The following is a 16,308-nucleotide window of genomic DNA, read 5'->3' on the forward strand; positions in this document are numbered from 1 at the left end:
CAAAAGCTTCACAAGCTCTCAGCATGAGGGCCGTTGGAGGATGCCGCGCCACAATAACAGGCGTTTGAGATGCCATATGCAAATCATGGGGGGCGGAGAATGTAGCGCCGGCGTTCAAGAGAGCCTCATCCTTGTACGTTGCCGTTGCTGTATAATGCGGCTGTGCGACGGGGATGCGTGTCATCCTTGGGTTTTGAACTCGTACCTCAGCAAGCATCTCCGTCGCCATATCTTCGCTCGAACGGTTGGTTGGGCTTTGAGCCCGCGTTGCAAGGAGGAGCACCCCATGCATGCCCCCAAAACTTTCATGGTCGGTATCGATGTCTCGAAGGCCCATCTCGATGTGGCCATCGAGGGTAAAGCCGCCGTTGTCCGCTTCGACAACGATGCGGCAGGCTGTGCCGCACTCGCAGCCGCGGTGATCGGCGCAGAGCTTGTCGTCGTCGAAGCCACCGGCGGTTACGAGATGGCGATCGTCAGGACACTGATGGCCGCCGGCATTGCCGTTGCCGTCGTCAATCCCCGCCAGATCCGCGATTTCGCCAGGGCCAGCGGACGTCTGGCCAAGACCGATCAGGTCGATGCCCGCGTCATTCGCCACTTCGCCAGAGCGATGCGGCCGGCACAGATCCCCCATATCGACGACGGCCGCATCGCGCTTGCTGCCCTCGTCACCCGCCGCCGCCAGCTCGTCGATATGGCGGTCGCCGAGAAGAACCGCCTCGAACATGCCCCTCAAGCCGTCGCCGTGTTGATTGCCGAGACCCTCGCCGCCCTCAAGGCCCAGCTCGCCCGCGTCGATGCCGCCATCGCGCTCGCCATCGACGCCGAGCCCGATATGACCGCACGCCGCGACCTGCTGCTGACCATCCCGGGCATCGGCGAGGTCGGCGCCGCCGTGCTCATCGCCGAACTGCCCGAACTCGGCGCCATCGACGACAAGAAGCTTGCCGCCCTCGTCGGTGTCGCACCGATGGCCCACGACAGCGGCACTTGGCGCGGACAACGCCACATTGCCGGCGGTCGCGCCACCGTCAGATGCGCCCTCTACATGGCAACGCTCTCGGCCATCCGCTGCAGCCCGGCCATCAAGGCCTTCTACACAAGGCTGCGCGACGCCGGCAAACCGCCCAAGGTCGCCATCGTCGCCGCCATGCGAAAATTCATCATCATGATCAACACCATCCTTAAAAGAAGCACACCCTGGAACGAGCCCAACAACACGGTTGCTGAGGTTCCCCGCAGGAGCCTCGAAAGACGAGGCGGGAACCCGCCCGTCAGGCAAGCAGCACCTTGCCGCCCGCTCGGAAAGGGAGGGCGGATTGCAGAGCCTGGCCGATCTTTTCCAGGGGAAAGACTTCCCGCACTTCAGTCGCGATGACCTTCGCAGCGATCTGTGCCGTTACTTCGGAATAGGCACGCTGGACATTGTCAACGGTTTCGGAATGCACCCATTCCCGCAAGTGGCAATAGGAAAAGACGATATCGGGATGTGAGGCCCAGAAGGACGGCGGGATGCTTTGGCCCGAGAGCAGGCCGTAATGCACGAAATAGCCGCCGGGTCTAAGCGCATCGGCGAGCACGGCGGCACGCGCGCCGCCGACGCAGTCAAGCACCGCGTCCAGTCCATGCCGGCTGGCAAGCCCCGCCGCCAGGTCGCCGTCCGCCCTGTCGACGATGACGGCCTCTATACGACCGCGCAGGCGCTGGAGGGATTCCTCGCTGCGGACGATTGCGACCGGCTCGACGCCGACGGCATTGGCCAGGCCGATCAGGATCGATCCGATCGAAGAGGCGGCGGCATTGATGGCGATGCGCATACCCGGCCTCAGCCCGATCTTCTTGTGCAGCATCAACCAGGCCGTCATCGGGTTGACATAGCTCGTGGCAGCCTCGAAGTCGGACAGCCCGTCCGGAACGCGAAGGCACCAGTCGGGATCGGTATCCTTGAATTCCTGCCATCCGCCGGCACTGCGCACCGGCAGCACGCGTGTGCCCGGAACAAGCCCATGGACTTCTTCGCCGCACGCTTCGATCACCCCGAAGGCTTCGAAGCCCGGAATGAAGGGCAAGGTCGTCCGCCCGGCATAGGCGCCTGAAATGGTGATGATATCGGACGGATTGATCGACCGCGCCAAAAGGCGCACGCGCACCTGGTCGCGCCGCAGCACCGGCAACGCGGCCCGCTCGATTTCGACGACCTCCTCGGCCGGGCCGAATTTTCGCACGACCGCCTGATATTGCATTGCATCCCCCAGACAACAGCGGTTAGAACACGCCATCGAATTTTCGGTGATCGAATGAGTGTTGACGACAGGCCTTTAGCATCGTTCCGGGTCTCGATGCGAGACATCGACATCTATGGTCATGTCCATAACTCGGTGTACCTCGATTATTGCGAGGATGCCGTCGTCGAATTCCTGCGGCACCGGGAAATTCTCAGCCACTTCCGCCACACCTCCTCGGGTGTTGCCTATCACGTGAAGAAGGCGGAAATTACCTTTCACAGTCCGATCGACGTCGATGATGTCGTTGAAGCGAAGGTGGCCGTGGAGAAAATCGGGCGCACGAGCCTCGCCTTCGCGATCGAACTCTTTCGCCGGCGCGACGGCGCCCATTGCGCCTCGGCCGGGCTTGTCTGGGTCTGCGTCGACCTTTCCGACAGCCGCCCGACGCCGATTCCGGACGCGACCAGAGCCGCCTTGGGCTGACGGCCGATCTTCAAACCAGCGGGTGTCCATGCCGATCCATGCGCAGCTTCTTCGACATGCCACGGACAGGCCGGACAATCCGGCGCTGGTGATCGGCGACCGCGTCTTGAACTATGGCAAACTCCATTCCCGTGCCGGGGCAATCTATGGCTTTCTCCAGGGTCTGCCGCGCTCAAACCGCCGCACGCTCGAGCTGCCCGGTGTGGAGAAGCTTGCCGCGCTCAGCCTCGGCAATCATATCGGCTTTGCCGAGTATTTTATTGCCGCCACCGCCGCCCCGAATGCCTGCGCGGTGATCGACCCGATGATGCCGCCGAAAAGGATCGAACGCATCATCGAGCAGTTGTCGCCGGATGTGCTTGTTGTCGACGACGATGCCGGGCCGAGCGCCGAGATCGGCCGCAGGTTCGGCGTTCCCGTTGTTGTCGCCGGAGCTGAGCCGTTCGATGGCGGCGCAGCGGAAGGCGAGTTGCCCAATGAGGCGGAAGGGATTTTCCTGATCGGCTTTACCTCGGGCACCACCGCCGAGCCGAAAGCCTATTATCGCTCGCGCGAGCAGTGGCGCCGGAGCCTCGATCGCGGACGTCTCGTTTTCGAACTCGAAGACGCGCCATCGACCCTATGCCCCGGCGCGCTGGCGCATGGGCTGGCGCTTTACGCCTTGGTTGAAGCCTTGGATGCCGGCGGCACCTTCCATTCGGTCCGGAAATGGGATGCCGATGCCGTCGCGCGCACGCTCTCGGCTGCAGAGATCGAGCGGCTGGTTGCCGTGCCCACCCACATAGCGGGCATTGCCAGGGCCTGGGCCGGCAAACCGGCTCTGACCTCCCTGCGTGATGTCCTGACCGCGGGTGCGAAACTCGATGTCAACGGGGTCGAATCGATGCGCCGTCTTTTTCCGAAGGCGCGCATCAGGGAGTATTACGGCGCCTCCGAAATCGGCTTCATGACGGTCTCGACCCTTGTCGGCGGCGCCATTGATTTTCCGGTCGATCGGGTGGGGCGGGCCTATCCCGGCGTGGATATCTCCATTCGCGACCCTGATGAAAACGACGTCGGCACCGATGTGCCGGGAACCATCTTCGTCAGGAGCGACCTGATCGCCGACGGCTATCTCTGGGGCGACGACGGCCAGGCGTTCCGGGTCACCGAGGCGGGAGCGACGGTCGGCGATCTCGGCAAACTCGATGAAAACGGCATGCTGCGGGTGATCGGCAGGGCGGGCGGCATGATGATATCCGGCGGCAACAACGTCTATCCCGCCGAAGTCGAAAGCGCCCTGAAAGCCTGCCCGGGCGTCGAGGATGCCGTCGTCTTCGGCCTGCCGGATGCCTATTACGGCCAGCGGATCGTCGCGGTCGTGTCGGGAGAGACGATGGACGCCAAAATCCTCGCCGATCATTGCGCGGATAGGCTCGTCAGGTACAAGATCCCCAGGCAATTCTACCATATCGAATCCTGGCCGATGACGAGCAGCGGCAAGATCGCCAGGGGGCAGGTGGAAGCATCGATGATCTCGGGAGACGGACTTGTCCTACGCCTATCAGCCTGATGAGGATTGGCAGCCGGTCGTCGTTGCCGCTTACCGCACGCCGATCGGCCGGGCTTTTGAATCGCTTTCGACGGTTGCGGCGGAAGACCTGCTCGCGCCGATCATCCGCCGGATCCTGTCTGAAACGGCGATAGCGCCCGAAGCCATTGACGACGTGCTGGTCGGCAACGCCGCCGGCGGCGGCGGAAATATCGCGCGGCTGGCAGCGCTCACCGCGGGCCTGCCCATGGCGGTTCCGGGTGTTTCGGTCGACCGGCAATGCGGCTCGGGCCTGGAAGCGATCGTCATGGCCGCCCGCCTGATCCAGGCGAAAGCAGGTTCATGCTTTCTGGCTGGCGGCGTCGAGAGCGTCAGCACCGCCCCATGGCGTGTCGAACGACCAAAAGCCAATGGGATGCCGCCGCGCTTTTATGGCCGCGCCCGGTTTTCGCCCGATGCAATCGGCGATCCGGAAATGGGCATTGCCGCCGAAAACGTCGCCCGTCAATTCGGCATATCGCGCCAGAGACAGGATGAACTCGCGCTGCGCAGCCACCGGCTCGCCGTCGCGGCGGCCGAAGCCGGCATCTTTCGACCTGAGATCGTCGAAATCTCCACCGGCCACGGATTGGTCGAACGCGACGAATGCCCACGCCCATCCACATCCTTGGAGGCGCTCGCAAACCTGCCGCCGGTCTTTCTCCGCGACGGTTCAGTAACAGCAGGCAATGCCTGCCCGCTGAATGACGGCGCCTGCCTGGTGCTTGTCATCAGCCGGGGAATGGCGAAAAGTCTCGGCATCGACAAGGGCCTCGCCTTCATCGACAGCGCTGCTGCCGGTGTCGACCCCAACCTGCTCGGCGTCGGTCCGGTTGCCTCGACCAAAAAGCTCTTGCAGCGCCAGCCCGGCCTCCCGCTCTCCGGCGTCGATGCCATCGAATTCAACGAGGCTTTCGCCGCCCAGGTTCTGGCATCGCTGGATCAGCTCGATATCCCCGCCGACGCGGTCAACAAGAACGGCGGCGCCATTGCCTTGGGCCATCCCTTCGGCGCATCTGGCGCGATCCTGGTTACAAGACTGTACAGTCAGCTGGTCCGCGCCAGCGTTCCCGGCGCCACCGGCCTGGCGATGATCGGCATCGGCGGCGGCATCGGATTGACGGCGCTGTTCGAGGCCGTCAGGCTTTCCTGAGAAGGACGACGTGCATCCGGCTCAGACTTCGGACGAAGTCGGCCTATTCCACTTTCTCCGTGGTCAGGCGAGGAGATCGGCGAGACCAGCCCCTCATCCGGCTGCCGCCACCTTCTCTCCGTAAACGGGGCGAAGGGAACACGCCGCAACCTCTCCGTCCCCATCTACATCTCGTATGGCACGTCCCCTCTCCCCGTTTGACGGGGAGAGGGTTAGGGTGAGGGGCAGCCGCTGGCACGAACCGGACAGCCTCGCCGCGAAAAGCCCCGCAGCTTGCACGACAATGATTACCTCCAGCCCTCACCTCCGCTCACCGCACCCGCGGTACGTCGGCCAATCCCTGCTGACGTGAAATTCCGCCATTTCGGCGAGGCAGCCTACTGCCTTCGCATAGGGCGACAACGACTGGAGGAGAATGGTTCGGGGCCGCGATCCGGCGCATTCTCCTGCCCATCGGTTCCGGCCGCCCGTACCCGAGAGACGGTTTCCATACCGATGAAGTCGCTTGCCTCGCCGAGGAGGCGATTTCGGCAGCCACCTCACGTCAACAGAGGAAATCCTCGCAAGGACAAGGAGACTACCCATGAAAATCGTCATTATCGGCGGCACCGGCCTCATCGGCTCGAAGACCGTGGAAAGACTGCGCAGCAAGGGGCACGACGTTCTGCCGGCCTCGCCCAATTCGGGCGTCGACACGATCACCGGCAAGGGGCTCGCCGAAGCGCTCGCAGGCGCCCAAGTGGTGCTCGACCTCGCCAACTCCCCCTCCTTCGAGGACAAGGCGGTTCTCGAATTCTTCCAGACCTCGGGCCGCAACCTGCTCAAGGCAGGGGCCGCCGCCGGCGTGAAGCATCACATCGCGCTGTCGATTGTCGGCATGGAGCGCCTTCAGGGCAGCGGCTACATGCGCGCCAAGATGGCCCAGGAACAGCTGATCAAAAGTTCCGGCATACCCTACACCATCGTTCATTCCACCCAGTTCCACGAATTCATGGCAGGCATCGCCCAGTCGGGCACGGTCGGACAGATGGTGCACCTGTCGCCGGCCTATGTGCAGCCGATCGCTTCGGACGATGTCGCCGATGTCATGGCCGAGGTGGCGCTGGCCACGCCTATGAATGGCACGATCGAAATCGGCGGACCGGAGAAAGTCCGCCTCACCGAAATCGTGACGCGCCTCTTCAAGGCGACGAACGATCCGCGCCAGGTGATATCAGATCCGCACGCCCGCTACTTCGGCGTCGAACTTGAGGACGATTCGCTGGTGACCGGAGCCAATGCGCGGCTCGGCCGGATCCGCTTCGACGACTGGCTGAGCCGGCAGCCGCCGCAGAAAAAGAGCGCCTGATACCCGGCGCCTGACGACCCATTCCCATCAACTGAGGAGACAGACATGCTCAGAAAAATAATCTCGGCAGCGGCGCTCGCCATTATCCTTGCCGCCGGCACGCAAGCTCACGCCGCAGGCGGCGACGCGAAGGTCCGCGTCGTTTTCGACCAGAAGCTTCCCAATGTTCCCGGTAAGAGCATGCGGGCGGTGCTCGTCGAATATGCGCCGGGCGGCTCGTCGCCCGGCCATACGCACCCGGCCTCGGCCTTCATTTACGCCACAGTTCTCGAAGGGGCGATCACCAGCAAGGTGAACGACGGGCCGGAGAAGGTCTACAAGGCCGGCGAAAGCTTTCCCGAATTTCCGGGCGATCATCACGCCGTCAGCAAGAATGCCAGCAAGACAAAGCCGGCGCGCCTGCTTGCGGTCTTCGTGCTGAATACCGACGAGACAGAACTGACGACCGACGACAAGTGACGTCACCCACGATGCCCGGCGCCGCCGGGCATCGTATCAATGACAGCATTCTACCATCGGCATCACGCCGACTGCAGTGCCATCTCCAGATCCGCCACAAGATCATCCGGATGCTCGATGCCGATCGACAGCCGGATTGTCGATTCCAGAACGCCGATACGCTGACGGACATCGGCGGGCACGCCGGAATGGGTCATCGTGGCCGGATGGCTCGCCAGCGACTCTGTTCCGCCGAGGCTGACGGCAAGCTTGAAGACCTGCAGCGCGTTCAGGAATTTGAAGGAGGCCGGCTGACCGCCGCGGATGTCGAAAGAGAAGGTGGAGCCGGCACCGGTGCATTGTGCGGCGAAGGTGCGCCCCAGCGGCGAGTCCGCATCATGATAGGGAAGGTAGTGAACCTTTTCGACCTTCGGGTGATCGCGCAGGAAATCGGCAACTGCCCGCGCATTGCTGTTTGCCCGCTCCATGCGCAGCTGCAGCGTTTCCAGCGAACGGCCGAGCATCCAGCAGGAATGCGGATCGAGCTGGGTGCCGATCGCGCCGCGCAGGGCCTTGACCTGCTTGACGATCCCCTTGCGCCCGAGAACGGCGCCGGCGATCAGATCGGAATGGCCGCCGACATATTTGGTCAGCGAATAAAGCGAGATATCGGCGCCGTGCTCGATCGGCCGCTGGAAAACCGGCCCGAGCAGCGTGTTGTCGCAGACGACGATCGGCGTATGCCCCTGTTTTGCGCCGATGGCGTCGGCGATGCGCCGGATCATCGCGACATCGACCAAGCTGTTGGTCGGGTTGGCGGGCGTTTCGATCAGGATGACGGAGACCCGGCCCTTGGCCATCGCCTCCTCAGCCGCCTTCTGCACCGACACTTCGCTGACCCCGTCGGCAAAGCCGATGGCGGCGACGCCGAGGTTCAGGAAGGTCTTGGCCAGCAATGTTTCCGTTCCCCCATAGAGCGGCTGCGAATGCAGGACCGCATCGCCCGGCCGGACGAAGGCAAGCAGGGTGGTGGCGATCGCCGACATGCCTGAGGAAAACAGCGCGCCGCTTTCCGTCCGCTCATAGACGGCGAGCCTGTCCTCGACGATCTCGCTATTGGGATGATTAAAGCGCGAATAGACGAGACCCGCTCCTTTCCCCTCAGGCGGCTCGCGGCGGCCGGAGACGTAATCGAAGAAGTCGCGGCCATCCTCGGCGGAGTTGAAAACGAAGGTGGAGGTGAGGAACACCGGCGGCTTGACCGCCCCTTCCGAGAGTTCGGGATCGTAGCCGTAATTCAGCATCTGCGTTTCGGGATGCAGAGCGTGATTGCCGATATGGGTTTTGGAAGGATGCGGGGCCGTCATGATCGTCTCCTCTGTCGGGACTGGCGAAGCATAAAGTACATCAAAACCGCATTGGAGAAGCAGTCATCTATGATGCTCCTCAACGATCAGTTGACGGTCTCGCCCAAAGTGTCCGCGACATAGGCGCCACGCGCGCCCATCGGCAGCGGCGTGCCCGTTGTCGTATCCCGCGCGGTCTGATGCTCCAGTTCGGCGTTGAGTTCTGCGCCGACAACGAGAATGACGACGGAAAGCCAGATCCAGATAAGGAAGCCGATCAGCGCACCGAGCGTGCCGTATGTGGCGTTATAATTGGCGAAATGATCGAGGTAAAAGGAGAAGCCGAGCGACATGGCCGCCCAGGCGACGGTCGTCAGAACAGCCCCCCACGTCATCCACCGCAGTTTGGCAGGCTCCCGGCTGGGGCCGAAGCGGTAGACCGATGTGACCGCCACCGCGACGACCAGCAGCAGCAGCGGCCACCGCAGGAGAAGGGCCATGTGTTCCTTGAATTGATCGAGCCAGAGATAGGAGAGGACGACAGGCATGATCCCGACAAGCGCCACCATGACCACCGTCAGAAGCATGGCGCTCAAGGTGAAGCAGAGGCCTGTGAGGTTCAGCCGGATAAGGCCGCGCTTTTCGTTCTCCTCATAGGCGACGTTCATCGCATCGAAGATCGCCAGCGTGCCGCTGTGCGTGCTCCATAGCGCGATTCCGAGACCGACGAAGAAGGTGATGCCAAGCGCACTGTCGCGCTTGTTGACGAGTTCCTTGATCTGATCGGCAAGCAGGTCGAAGGCTCCCGGCGGCATGAGGCCGGCCAATTCGCGGAGATGTTCGGATATGGTGATCGGATCGGCAACCAGCCCGTAGAGAGCCACCAGAGCCGCCATGGCGGGAAACAGCGCCAGCAGCAGATAGAAGGTCACGCCCGCGGCAATGAGCGTGACCCGGTCGTTCAGCACTTCATGGTAGACGCGCCAGAACACATCGCGAAGTCCGCTGAGCGGAATAGCCTCGGGCGTCGCGGCGCTGCGGCCATGATCGTCACCCACGCGGCGGGGTTCCGCAGCCGGGGCAACGGCACTGCGCTCCGTTGCCTGCACCAACGCAAACGCGCCGATCGCCGCAGCCACCATCGCCGCTGCGATCGACATCTTCTTGAGGTGAAGCACATCTGGCATGAGGATGCTCTCCGATCTGGTGCCGGGATAACGCAGAGTGCCGCTAAAGGATGCAAGCCGCTGCCCCCCGTGACCATTCGAGCGGGGCAAGATCATTCCGCTCCCCGAGCCGGTCGAGCAGCGGCACTTTTGGCCGATTGGGGCTTGTCAAATCGGTCGTTGCAGGCGAATCTATCACCCGGCGGCAAGGTGCATGTCGCAACTTTTCACATCTTAAACCATTGATATCGTTATCATCACTTCCAGTTGCGGAAGCAAATTCGCACTTTAGTTTCGTTACTGGCTGAGTGATCTTTTCGACAGGCCTGCCCGACAACCATCGTTGCGGTCTCAAAGACTGCGAATTCTGCCTCCAATGCGTCTGCAATCTTGCAATTGCGGTGCCTGCAGCGATCGACAAAACCATAACGGCAGTGGCAAATACCTGCAATAGCTGCCCTCGTCATCAACCGCGAATATTCCGACCCGACCGACGGAGTAGCTTTCGTCCGGCATCATCCCGCCTGCCCGCCGCGGAAGCCGGCGCAGTCTGCCCGCCATCGAGATCTCGAACCCTCAGTCGACAACGCATTGACGATCCGCGCGCTGCAAAGTCCGGTCTGCGGACCGGGTCGGCGCTGCTTGAGAAACAGCCCCTCCCCTACTTCATGACCATTCGGTTCGTCGCATGCCGAGGCCGCAAGACTGCCACGCAAATCGACCAGCCATCGCGCGCATGGATGTGGCGTCACATGGCAGAAGGGCAACCGGCTCGATATTTCCAGGCATCGACCGATGCAAAATGCAGGGTCACGTGCCACGACGGCGCACGTGATCACCTCGTCATAAACGTGCGGCAGCTAGGCCTCGGCCGGGTGACGCCTCGGCCAGAGGTTCTTCCCGGGACAAGGCCCGGAGTCAAGCGGCGGCTCCGTGAGGTCGGTTGCAGCTCCGCTTGTCTGATTGCCCGTTGTCCGCGGACAACTTGCAATCAGACGATGGCCGCGAAGCCCCTTCGGCACGCCCCGCAACTGGTGTGGACAGCAGCTAAATGCGAGGAGGTGCACCGACGCTGAATGCAAGAAGCAACGTTAGAGCACGCCCTTCGACGCTCCGGCCTTCGGCCTGCGCGCCTCAGAGCCTGTGAATGTTTGGTGGCGGCGGCGATTGGATTGTGATTCTGTTGGGTGATTGATTTGCTTGGGGGATGATCGTGAGCGACGAGCTGTTCGAAGGATTGCCGGTGCATGGATCGTGGCGCAGTGCTCAGGTGGGGCGCGGGGCGGCGCGCATGCGCGAGCCGGTGCGCGATCAGATCGAGTTGCGAGCCGTGGATATCGACAGCTTGATTGGCCAGGATCACGCAGTGCGCGTTATTTGGCGCTATGTCGAGGGACTGGATCTGAGCGCGCTTGAAGATCGGATCAAAGCGCGTGAGCACCGGCCGGGTCATCCGCCGATTTCGCCACGGCTTTTGCTGGCGCTGTGGCTCTATGCCAGCAGCGACGGCGTCGGCAGCGCGCGGGCGCTGGAACGGCTGTGCGGGAGCCACGACGTCTATCGCTGGCTGTGTGGCGGTGTCTCGGTGAACTATCACACGCTGGCGGATTTTCGGGTTGGTTGCGCCGATTTGCTCGACCGACTGCTGGCCGAGCATCTGGCGGCGCTTGCCGATGCCGGCCTCGTCGTTCTCGATAGTCTGGCGCAGGATGGCGTGCGGGTCCGGGCGAGCGCGGGGGCCGCCTCGTTCGGCCGCAAGGCGACGCTTGATCGGCATCTTTCCATTGCCGAGGCGGTTGTGGATCAGCTCAAGCACGAGGTCGATGCGCGTTCGGATGCCAGCACTCGGCGCATCGAGGCGGCCAGGGAACGAGCGGCGCGTGAGCGCGGCGAGCGGCTCAGAGCAGCCCAGGTGGCCCTTGACGAGATCCAGCGCCATCGCCAGGCGCGCGAAGAAAAGCGCGGCAATGGCAAAAAGCCGAAGGAGCCTCGCGCCTCCAGCACAGATGCACAGGCGCGGGTGATGAAGATGGCCGACGGCGGCTTCCGTCCGGGTTATAATGTGCAGGTTGCGAGCACGGCCGGTGAGCAGTTCGTGGTCGGGCTCGAAGTGACCAATGCCGGCTCCGACCGCGGCCTCATGCGGCCGATGCTGGAGCGGTTACGCGCGCTGAGCGGCCATCTGCCGCGACGTTATCTCGCCGATGGCGGCTTTTGCAGCGCTGAAGATATCGAATGGGCGCACGGCGAAGGGGTTGAAGTCTTTTGTCCGCCCACCCATTCCAAGCACGGAACCGATCCCTTCTTACCGCGGCGCGGCGACGGTCCGGGTGTATCAGCCTGGCGGGCCCGCATGGGAAGCGAGGCGGGCAAGGCTCAGTACAAACCCCGCTCGATCTGCGAATGCATCCATGCCCGCTGGCGCAACTGGAATCTGCGACAATTGACGGTGCGCGGCATCGAAAAGGTCCAGGCCGTCGTGCTCTGCTACGCACTCACCAACAATATCTTGCAAGGCCATCGGCTTGCCAATGGCTAAACCACTGCAATCACCCAGACACCAACACGCGACCACCCGAACGCACCTCGCAATCGGCTAACCCTCGATGACATCGGCCAGCCAAGACTGGCCAAGACCAACCAAAACCGCCCAAAATCGGCCAGAAACGCACCAGCTTCAAAAGCTTCACAAGCTCTCAGGTTGAGGGATGCCGGGAGGGTGGCGACCTCCACAAAAAGACACTGGGGATCCACGCCCAACTACGCGCGCTGAAGGAAGCCGTACCAGCCCCCCATCCTCAGGCGCCCCGAAGGGCTTCGAAGTACGAGGCGAATGAACCCACGCCGAATGAGAGCAAGGAGCAACGCTGAGCGCGTCCTTCGAGGCTCCGGCTCTCGGCCTGCGCGCCTGGGAAGTGCTGGAGGATGCCGCACCACCGCCCAGCCGAGAAGCCTCATCCTGAGATCCCCGCGAGGCCTCGAAGGACGAGGCGAGCGCGCCGTCATGCGCCGACGCCGAATGAATGCAAGGAGCAGCGCTGGAGCACGTCCTTCGGCGCCCCGACACCCGGCCTGCGGACTTCAGCATGAGGAACGCCTTGGGGATACCACACCATCTTCTTCAGAAGTCTCATCCTGAGGCGCGCCGCAGGGACCTCGAAGGACGAGGCGGGTGCGCCGTCGTGCGCCGTCGCCGAATGACCGCAAGGAGCAGGGCCGGAGCGCGTCCCATCAAGGCTCCGCCCGTCGGCCCGAGCCGCTCAAGAGGAAGCACGCCTTGAGGGCGACGCCCTCAACAAGGAACACTGGAGACCTGCGCCCAACAACGGCCTTGGAGGATGCTGTGCCGCAGCCCACGAGAGCCTCATGCTGAGGTGCGTCACAAGGGGTCTCGAAGGACGGCGCGGGTGCTCCGATACCGAATGGATGCAGCGCTGGAGCGCGTCCTTCGAGGCTCCGGCCTTCGGCCCGCGCGCTTCAGGATGAAGAACGCCCAGAGGGCGGCGCCTTCAATATGGAACACCGGGCATCCGCGCCCGACAGCGAGCGCTGGAGGATGCCGTGCCACCGCTGACGAGAGTCTCACCCTGAGTTACCCCACAAGAGGCCTTGAAGGGGAGGCGGGTGCTTCGGCACCGAATGACGCAACAAGCAGCGCTGGAGCGTGTCCTTCGAAGCTCCGGCTTTCGGCCCGCGCGCGTCAGGATGAGGAGTGTTGAAGGATGCCGCCCTCAACAAGGAACGCTGGGGATTGCACCCAATGACAGGCGTTGCGGAATCCGCGGCCCTGCCCCACGTGAGCCTCATCACGGGCGCCCGCAGGGGCCTCGAAGGGCGGGGCCGCTGGTCCAACGCCGGATGAACGCAAGAGGCAACGCCAGAGTGCGCCTTCGAGGCTCCGACCTGCGCACCTCCGAATGAGAGAGCCCTGGAGGATGCCGCGCTGAAGACGAGCGAGGATCAGGCATGCAAAGGGTGGATGGCGAGGATCCGCAAATAGTTGCGAATGGGTTGTCCGCGGACAACGGGCAACCATTCCAGATCGACGACATAACGCAAGTTGTCCGCGGACAACGCCATACAGAATCCGCGAGTCATCCATAAGCGGCGCCTATTCGACGTCCTCCAGCCCGTCACCCGCCATACCCAGCCCTCAAGCTTGAATTTACCGCACTGCGACACTACCTCGTGGTGGACCGAAGCGCTTAACCCCTCCGAGCCGCTTCGGTCCGACGGACAGCATTCCTCCTCCCAGGCTGTCGGTCACTATCGAAGCCCGGCGCCCTCTCCCGCGCCGGGCTTCTGTTGTTTCGGCAAACCACTGGAATCGCCGGACGGGCAACATCCTCCAATTCTTCCACTCCTGTCGATCAGTCCTGAAACGAGACGCGCCGGGATCGGCGGATCCAGCGGCAAACTCATTGCCTGCATCGCCAACTTGCGTCGAAGCTGCCGCGTTGCCGCCAGCAGTGGCGCGCAATTCAATATCTACTTTCGCCGGCATGGCCGTGGCGCGAATGCACGGCGCCTAAATCTCAAAGATCATAGACATTAAATTTCAACATCAGATTTTTGCGCATCACTGGGAAGGCGCCGGTGGCGAGCTTGCACTAAGCTTCGGAAAGATCGGATTTAAGGTCGACACTCCGAGTGCCATCGCTCCAACCGTCTCCGCCGGGCTTCGGATCTAGCATTTCGTCTCAGATCAAAACTGCGCCAACTGAACGCACCGGGTCAAAAGGCGAGGGGCATCGAGATCTTCGGCGCGGTGGTGCGCTGCATTGCTCATGTTCGCAAACGAGATGGAGCAGGCGGCTCTCTGGAATGAATGTCTCAGGGGTCGTCATAACAAAGCGCCCATTGGTCGCCGATATACCAGCAGCGCCCTATCCGCGGGTCCGTCTTCCAGAGCAGGCTTTTGATGAACTCGATGCCGCCGCGCTTGAACGCTGCTGTCAGCGCCTCGATCTCGTTCTCGTCGATCGTCAGTCCACCATCGGCGCAGACAAAATAAGCTGTGCCGATCCAACGCGCTGAAAATCCACTCGCGTCGCGCTCAATACGAAGTGCGGCGCCGTAAGACGCATGACGACCGCCATTCGTTGACCGGCCCTGGCGTGGTACGCCGAGTGGCAGCACAAGGCGCCCTCCGGGCCGCAACATTTCGATCCAGGGCGCAGCGGGACGCCCGACGGCGAAATTCACGTAGACCGCATCCATCTCTTGCTGCGGCCATTGATTGCCGTCGCCGGAAATGACACTGACATTGGCCCGATCGGCAAGCGCCGCGTGAGCGTGGCCCGCCAGATCGGGATCCATCTCGATGGCATAGACATGGCCGGTGGCGCCCACCAACTCCGAAAGAATGGCGCTATAATAACCGGTGCCGGCGCCGATATGGGCGATGCGGTCGCCGATCTGGACGTCCAGTTCCGCCAGGAGCCGGGCATGCAGCGACGGGCTGCCATTGTTGACGCCCTTGTCGGGCTGCAAGGCGAACAGCACATCCTGATAGGCCAGAACCAAATCGGCGGAGAGCAGCGGACGATATCCGCCACCCAGATTGGCGATCTGCCATGGCGGCGCCCCGAGGAATTTTTCGCGAGGCACGACGCCAAAGGCAGCCTCGATCCTCGGATTCGTCGTTCCCGCGGTCGCCGCCACCTGATGGGCGTAAGCGCGGCGGATCACCGCAAGTTCGTCGGCCGTGAACATCGCAGTGGGCATGACTATCTCCGCACATGGCTTTGATCTGTTCAGTTTTGCGCCTTTGCGTCTGCCCATCTCTCAGGCCGTTATCGGATCACATCGACAGTGGATAGCATCCTCAATAAAGCGCGGGCATTCATGACGGAACTTAAGTACGATTTCACTTCCATTGTAGAAAACTTCGTTGTTATGTCACATGCTTAATATGCCGCACTCCTAAGTTGGAAATGTCGAGGCACCAAAGCTTGAGTGCGAGCAGGCAGCATCAGCCTGAGCCCGCCCGGCCTCCGGGTCTCACACTTTCCCAGGAGCGCCGTCGGCACGATCAGGCGTGCGGCGTCGTGCGGTTCATGGCGTTTACACTGAAACGTTTCTTGATCCTGTCGACAGCCGTCCCATCCTGGAGTGGAACCTGGGCGAGCCTGGCATAGGTCTCGAAGCCCATCTTCGCGTAATAGCCAAGTCCGCTGACATTGTCCGCGCGGATGGTCGCATTGATGAATTCGAGCCCGAGCTCTTCGGCTGCCGCCCGGGTCGCGGGAAAAAGCGCGCTGCCGACGCCTGCGGTCTTTGGGTTCATGCGGGCAAAGGTCGCGATGTCGGCGACGCCTTTCGGCGGATCGCCGTATGAGCTCAGCGATTGAAAGCCGACAAGCGCCTGCTTGTGCTCGGCAACATGACAGGCAAGGGAAAATTCGCCATCGATGAACCAGTCCGCGAACTCGGCGGCCGAAAGCGGAGTCTCGAGCGCTGTCGTCCCGCCCGCCTGGATAATCTCGTTCAGCAGAGCGCTCAACTTCTCCGCATCGGAGGACACGGCTTTTCGAATGTGCATGTCTTGGCCACCTCGTCGTGAGCCAACAACCT

11 protein-coding genes and 1 pseudogene are annotated in these 16,308 nt (G+C 62.6%); 7 read left to right on the top strand and 5 right to left on the bottom strand.

Annotated elements, in window-relative coordinates; translation table 11 throughout:
* Window positions 1-286: 286 nt before the first annotated feature.
* Window positions 287-1,210: pseudogene (locus RCCGE510_RS24060) on the top strand (IS110 family transposase); the annotation flags it as partial.
* A 67-nt stretch (window positions 1,211-1,277) separates the two neighbouring features.
* Here RCCGE510_RS24060 and RCCGE510_RS24065 read toward each other — a convergent pair.
* Window positions 1,278-2,246, bottom strand: coding sequence for a zinc-dependent alcohol dehydrogenase family protein (locus tag RCCGE510_RS24065; protein WP_007634252.1), 969 nt, complete (start codon window positions 2,244-2,246; stop codon window positions 1,278-1,280).
* A gap of 54 nt (window positions 2,247-2,300) precedes the next feature.
* Here RCCGE510_RS24065 and RCCGE510_RS24070 point away from each other — a divergent pair, with 54 nt between their 5' ends.
* From RCCGE510_RS24070 to RCCGE510_RS24090, 5 genes are all read left to right on the top strand, one after another.
* A complete protein-coding gene (locus RCCGE510_RS24070; RefSeq protein ID WP_007634254.1) occupies window positions 2,301-2,711 on the top strand; it encodes a thioesterase family protein in 411 nt (136 codons plus the stop codon).
* Between the two features lie 28 nt (window positions 2,712-2,739).
* Complete coding sequence (locus RCCGE510_RS24075; RefSeq protein WP_007634256.1) at window positions 2,740-4,263, top strand: AMP-binding protein; 1,524 nt, start codon at window positions 2,740-2,742, stop codon at window positions 4,261-4,263.
* On the top strand, window positions 4,241-5,434 hold the full coding sequence (locus RCCGE510_RS24080) for a thiolase family protein (RefSeq protein WP_007634257.1): 1,194 nt from the start codon (window positions 4,241-4,243) through the stop codon (window positions 5,432-5,434). The genes RCCGE510_RS24075 and RCCGE510_RS24080 overlap by 23 nt, the downstream gene beginning before the upstream one ends.
* Before the next feature lie 583 nt (window positions 5,435-6,017).
* Entirely contained in the window at window positions 6,018-6,782 is a 765-nt protein-coding gene (locus tag RCCGE510_RS24085) for an SDR family oxidoreductase (protein WP_007634263.1), read from the top strand.
* A 45-nt stretch (window positions 6,783-6,827) separates the two neighbouring features.
* Entirely contained in the window at window positions 6,828-7,241 is a 414-nt protein-coding gene (locus RCCGE510_RS24090) for a cupin domain-containing protein (RefSeq protein WP_007634264.1), read from the top strand.
* A gap of 62 nt (window positions 7,242-7,303) precedes the next feature.
* Here the strand turns inward: RCCGE510_RS24090 and RCCGE510_RS24095 are convergent, their stop codons facing one another.
* Entirely contained in the window at window positions 7,304-8,587 is a 1,284-nt protein-coding gene (locus RCCGE510_RS24095) for a cystathionine gamma-synthase family protein (RefSeq protein ID WP_007634265.1), read from the bottom strand.
* An 86-nt stretch (window positions 8,588-8,673) separates the two neighbouring features.
* Window positions 8,674-9,753, bottom strand: coding sequence for a YihY/virulence factor BrkB family protein (locus RCCGE510_RS24100; protein WP_007634266.1), 1,080 nt, complete (start codon window positions 9,751-9,753; stop codon window positions 8,674-8,676).
* 1,186 nt (window positions 9,754-10,939) lie between these two features.
* Here RCCGE510_RS24100 and RCCGE510_RS24105 point away from each other — a divergent pair.
* Complete coding sequence (locus RCCGE510_RS24105) at window positions 10,940-12,271, top strand: IS1182-like element ISRsp20 family transposase (RefSeq protein ID WP_007634267.1); 1,332 nt, start codon at window positions 10,940-10,942, stop codon at window positions 12,269-12,271.
* Window positions 12,272-14,565: 2,294 nt separating this feature from the next.
* Here RCCGE510_RS24105 and RCCGE510_RS24110 read toward each other — a convergent pair.
* Window positions 14,566-15,459 (bottom strand): methyltransferase domain-containing protein, encoded by an 894-nt coding sequence (locus RCCGE510_RS24110; RefSeq protein WP_037079616.1) that lies wholly within the window; start codon window positions 15,457-15,459, stop codon window positions 14,566-14,568.
* Window positions 15,460-15,766: 307 nt separating this feature from the next.
* Window positions 15,767-16,276, bottom strand: a complete 510-nt coding sequence (locus tag RCCGE510_RS24115) for a GNAT family N-acetyltransferase (protein ID WP_007634271.1) — start codon at window positions 16,274-16,276, stop codon at window positions 15,767-15,769.
* Window positions 16,277-16,308 lie beyond the last annotated feature (32 nt).

This window comes from Rhizobium sp. CCGE 510, from assembly GCF_000292525.1.
Classification (GTDB): domain Bacteria; phylum Pseudomonadota; class Alphaproteobacteria; order Rhizobiales; family Rhizobiaceae; genus Rhizobium.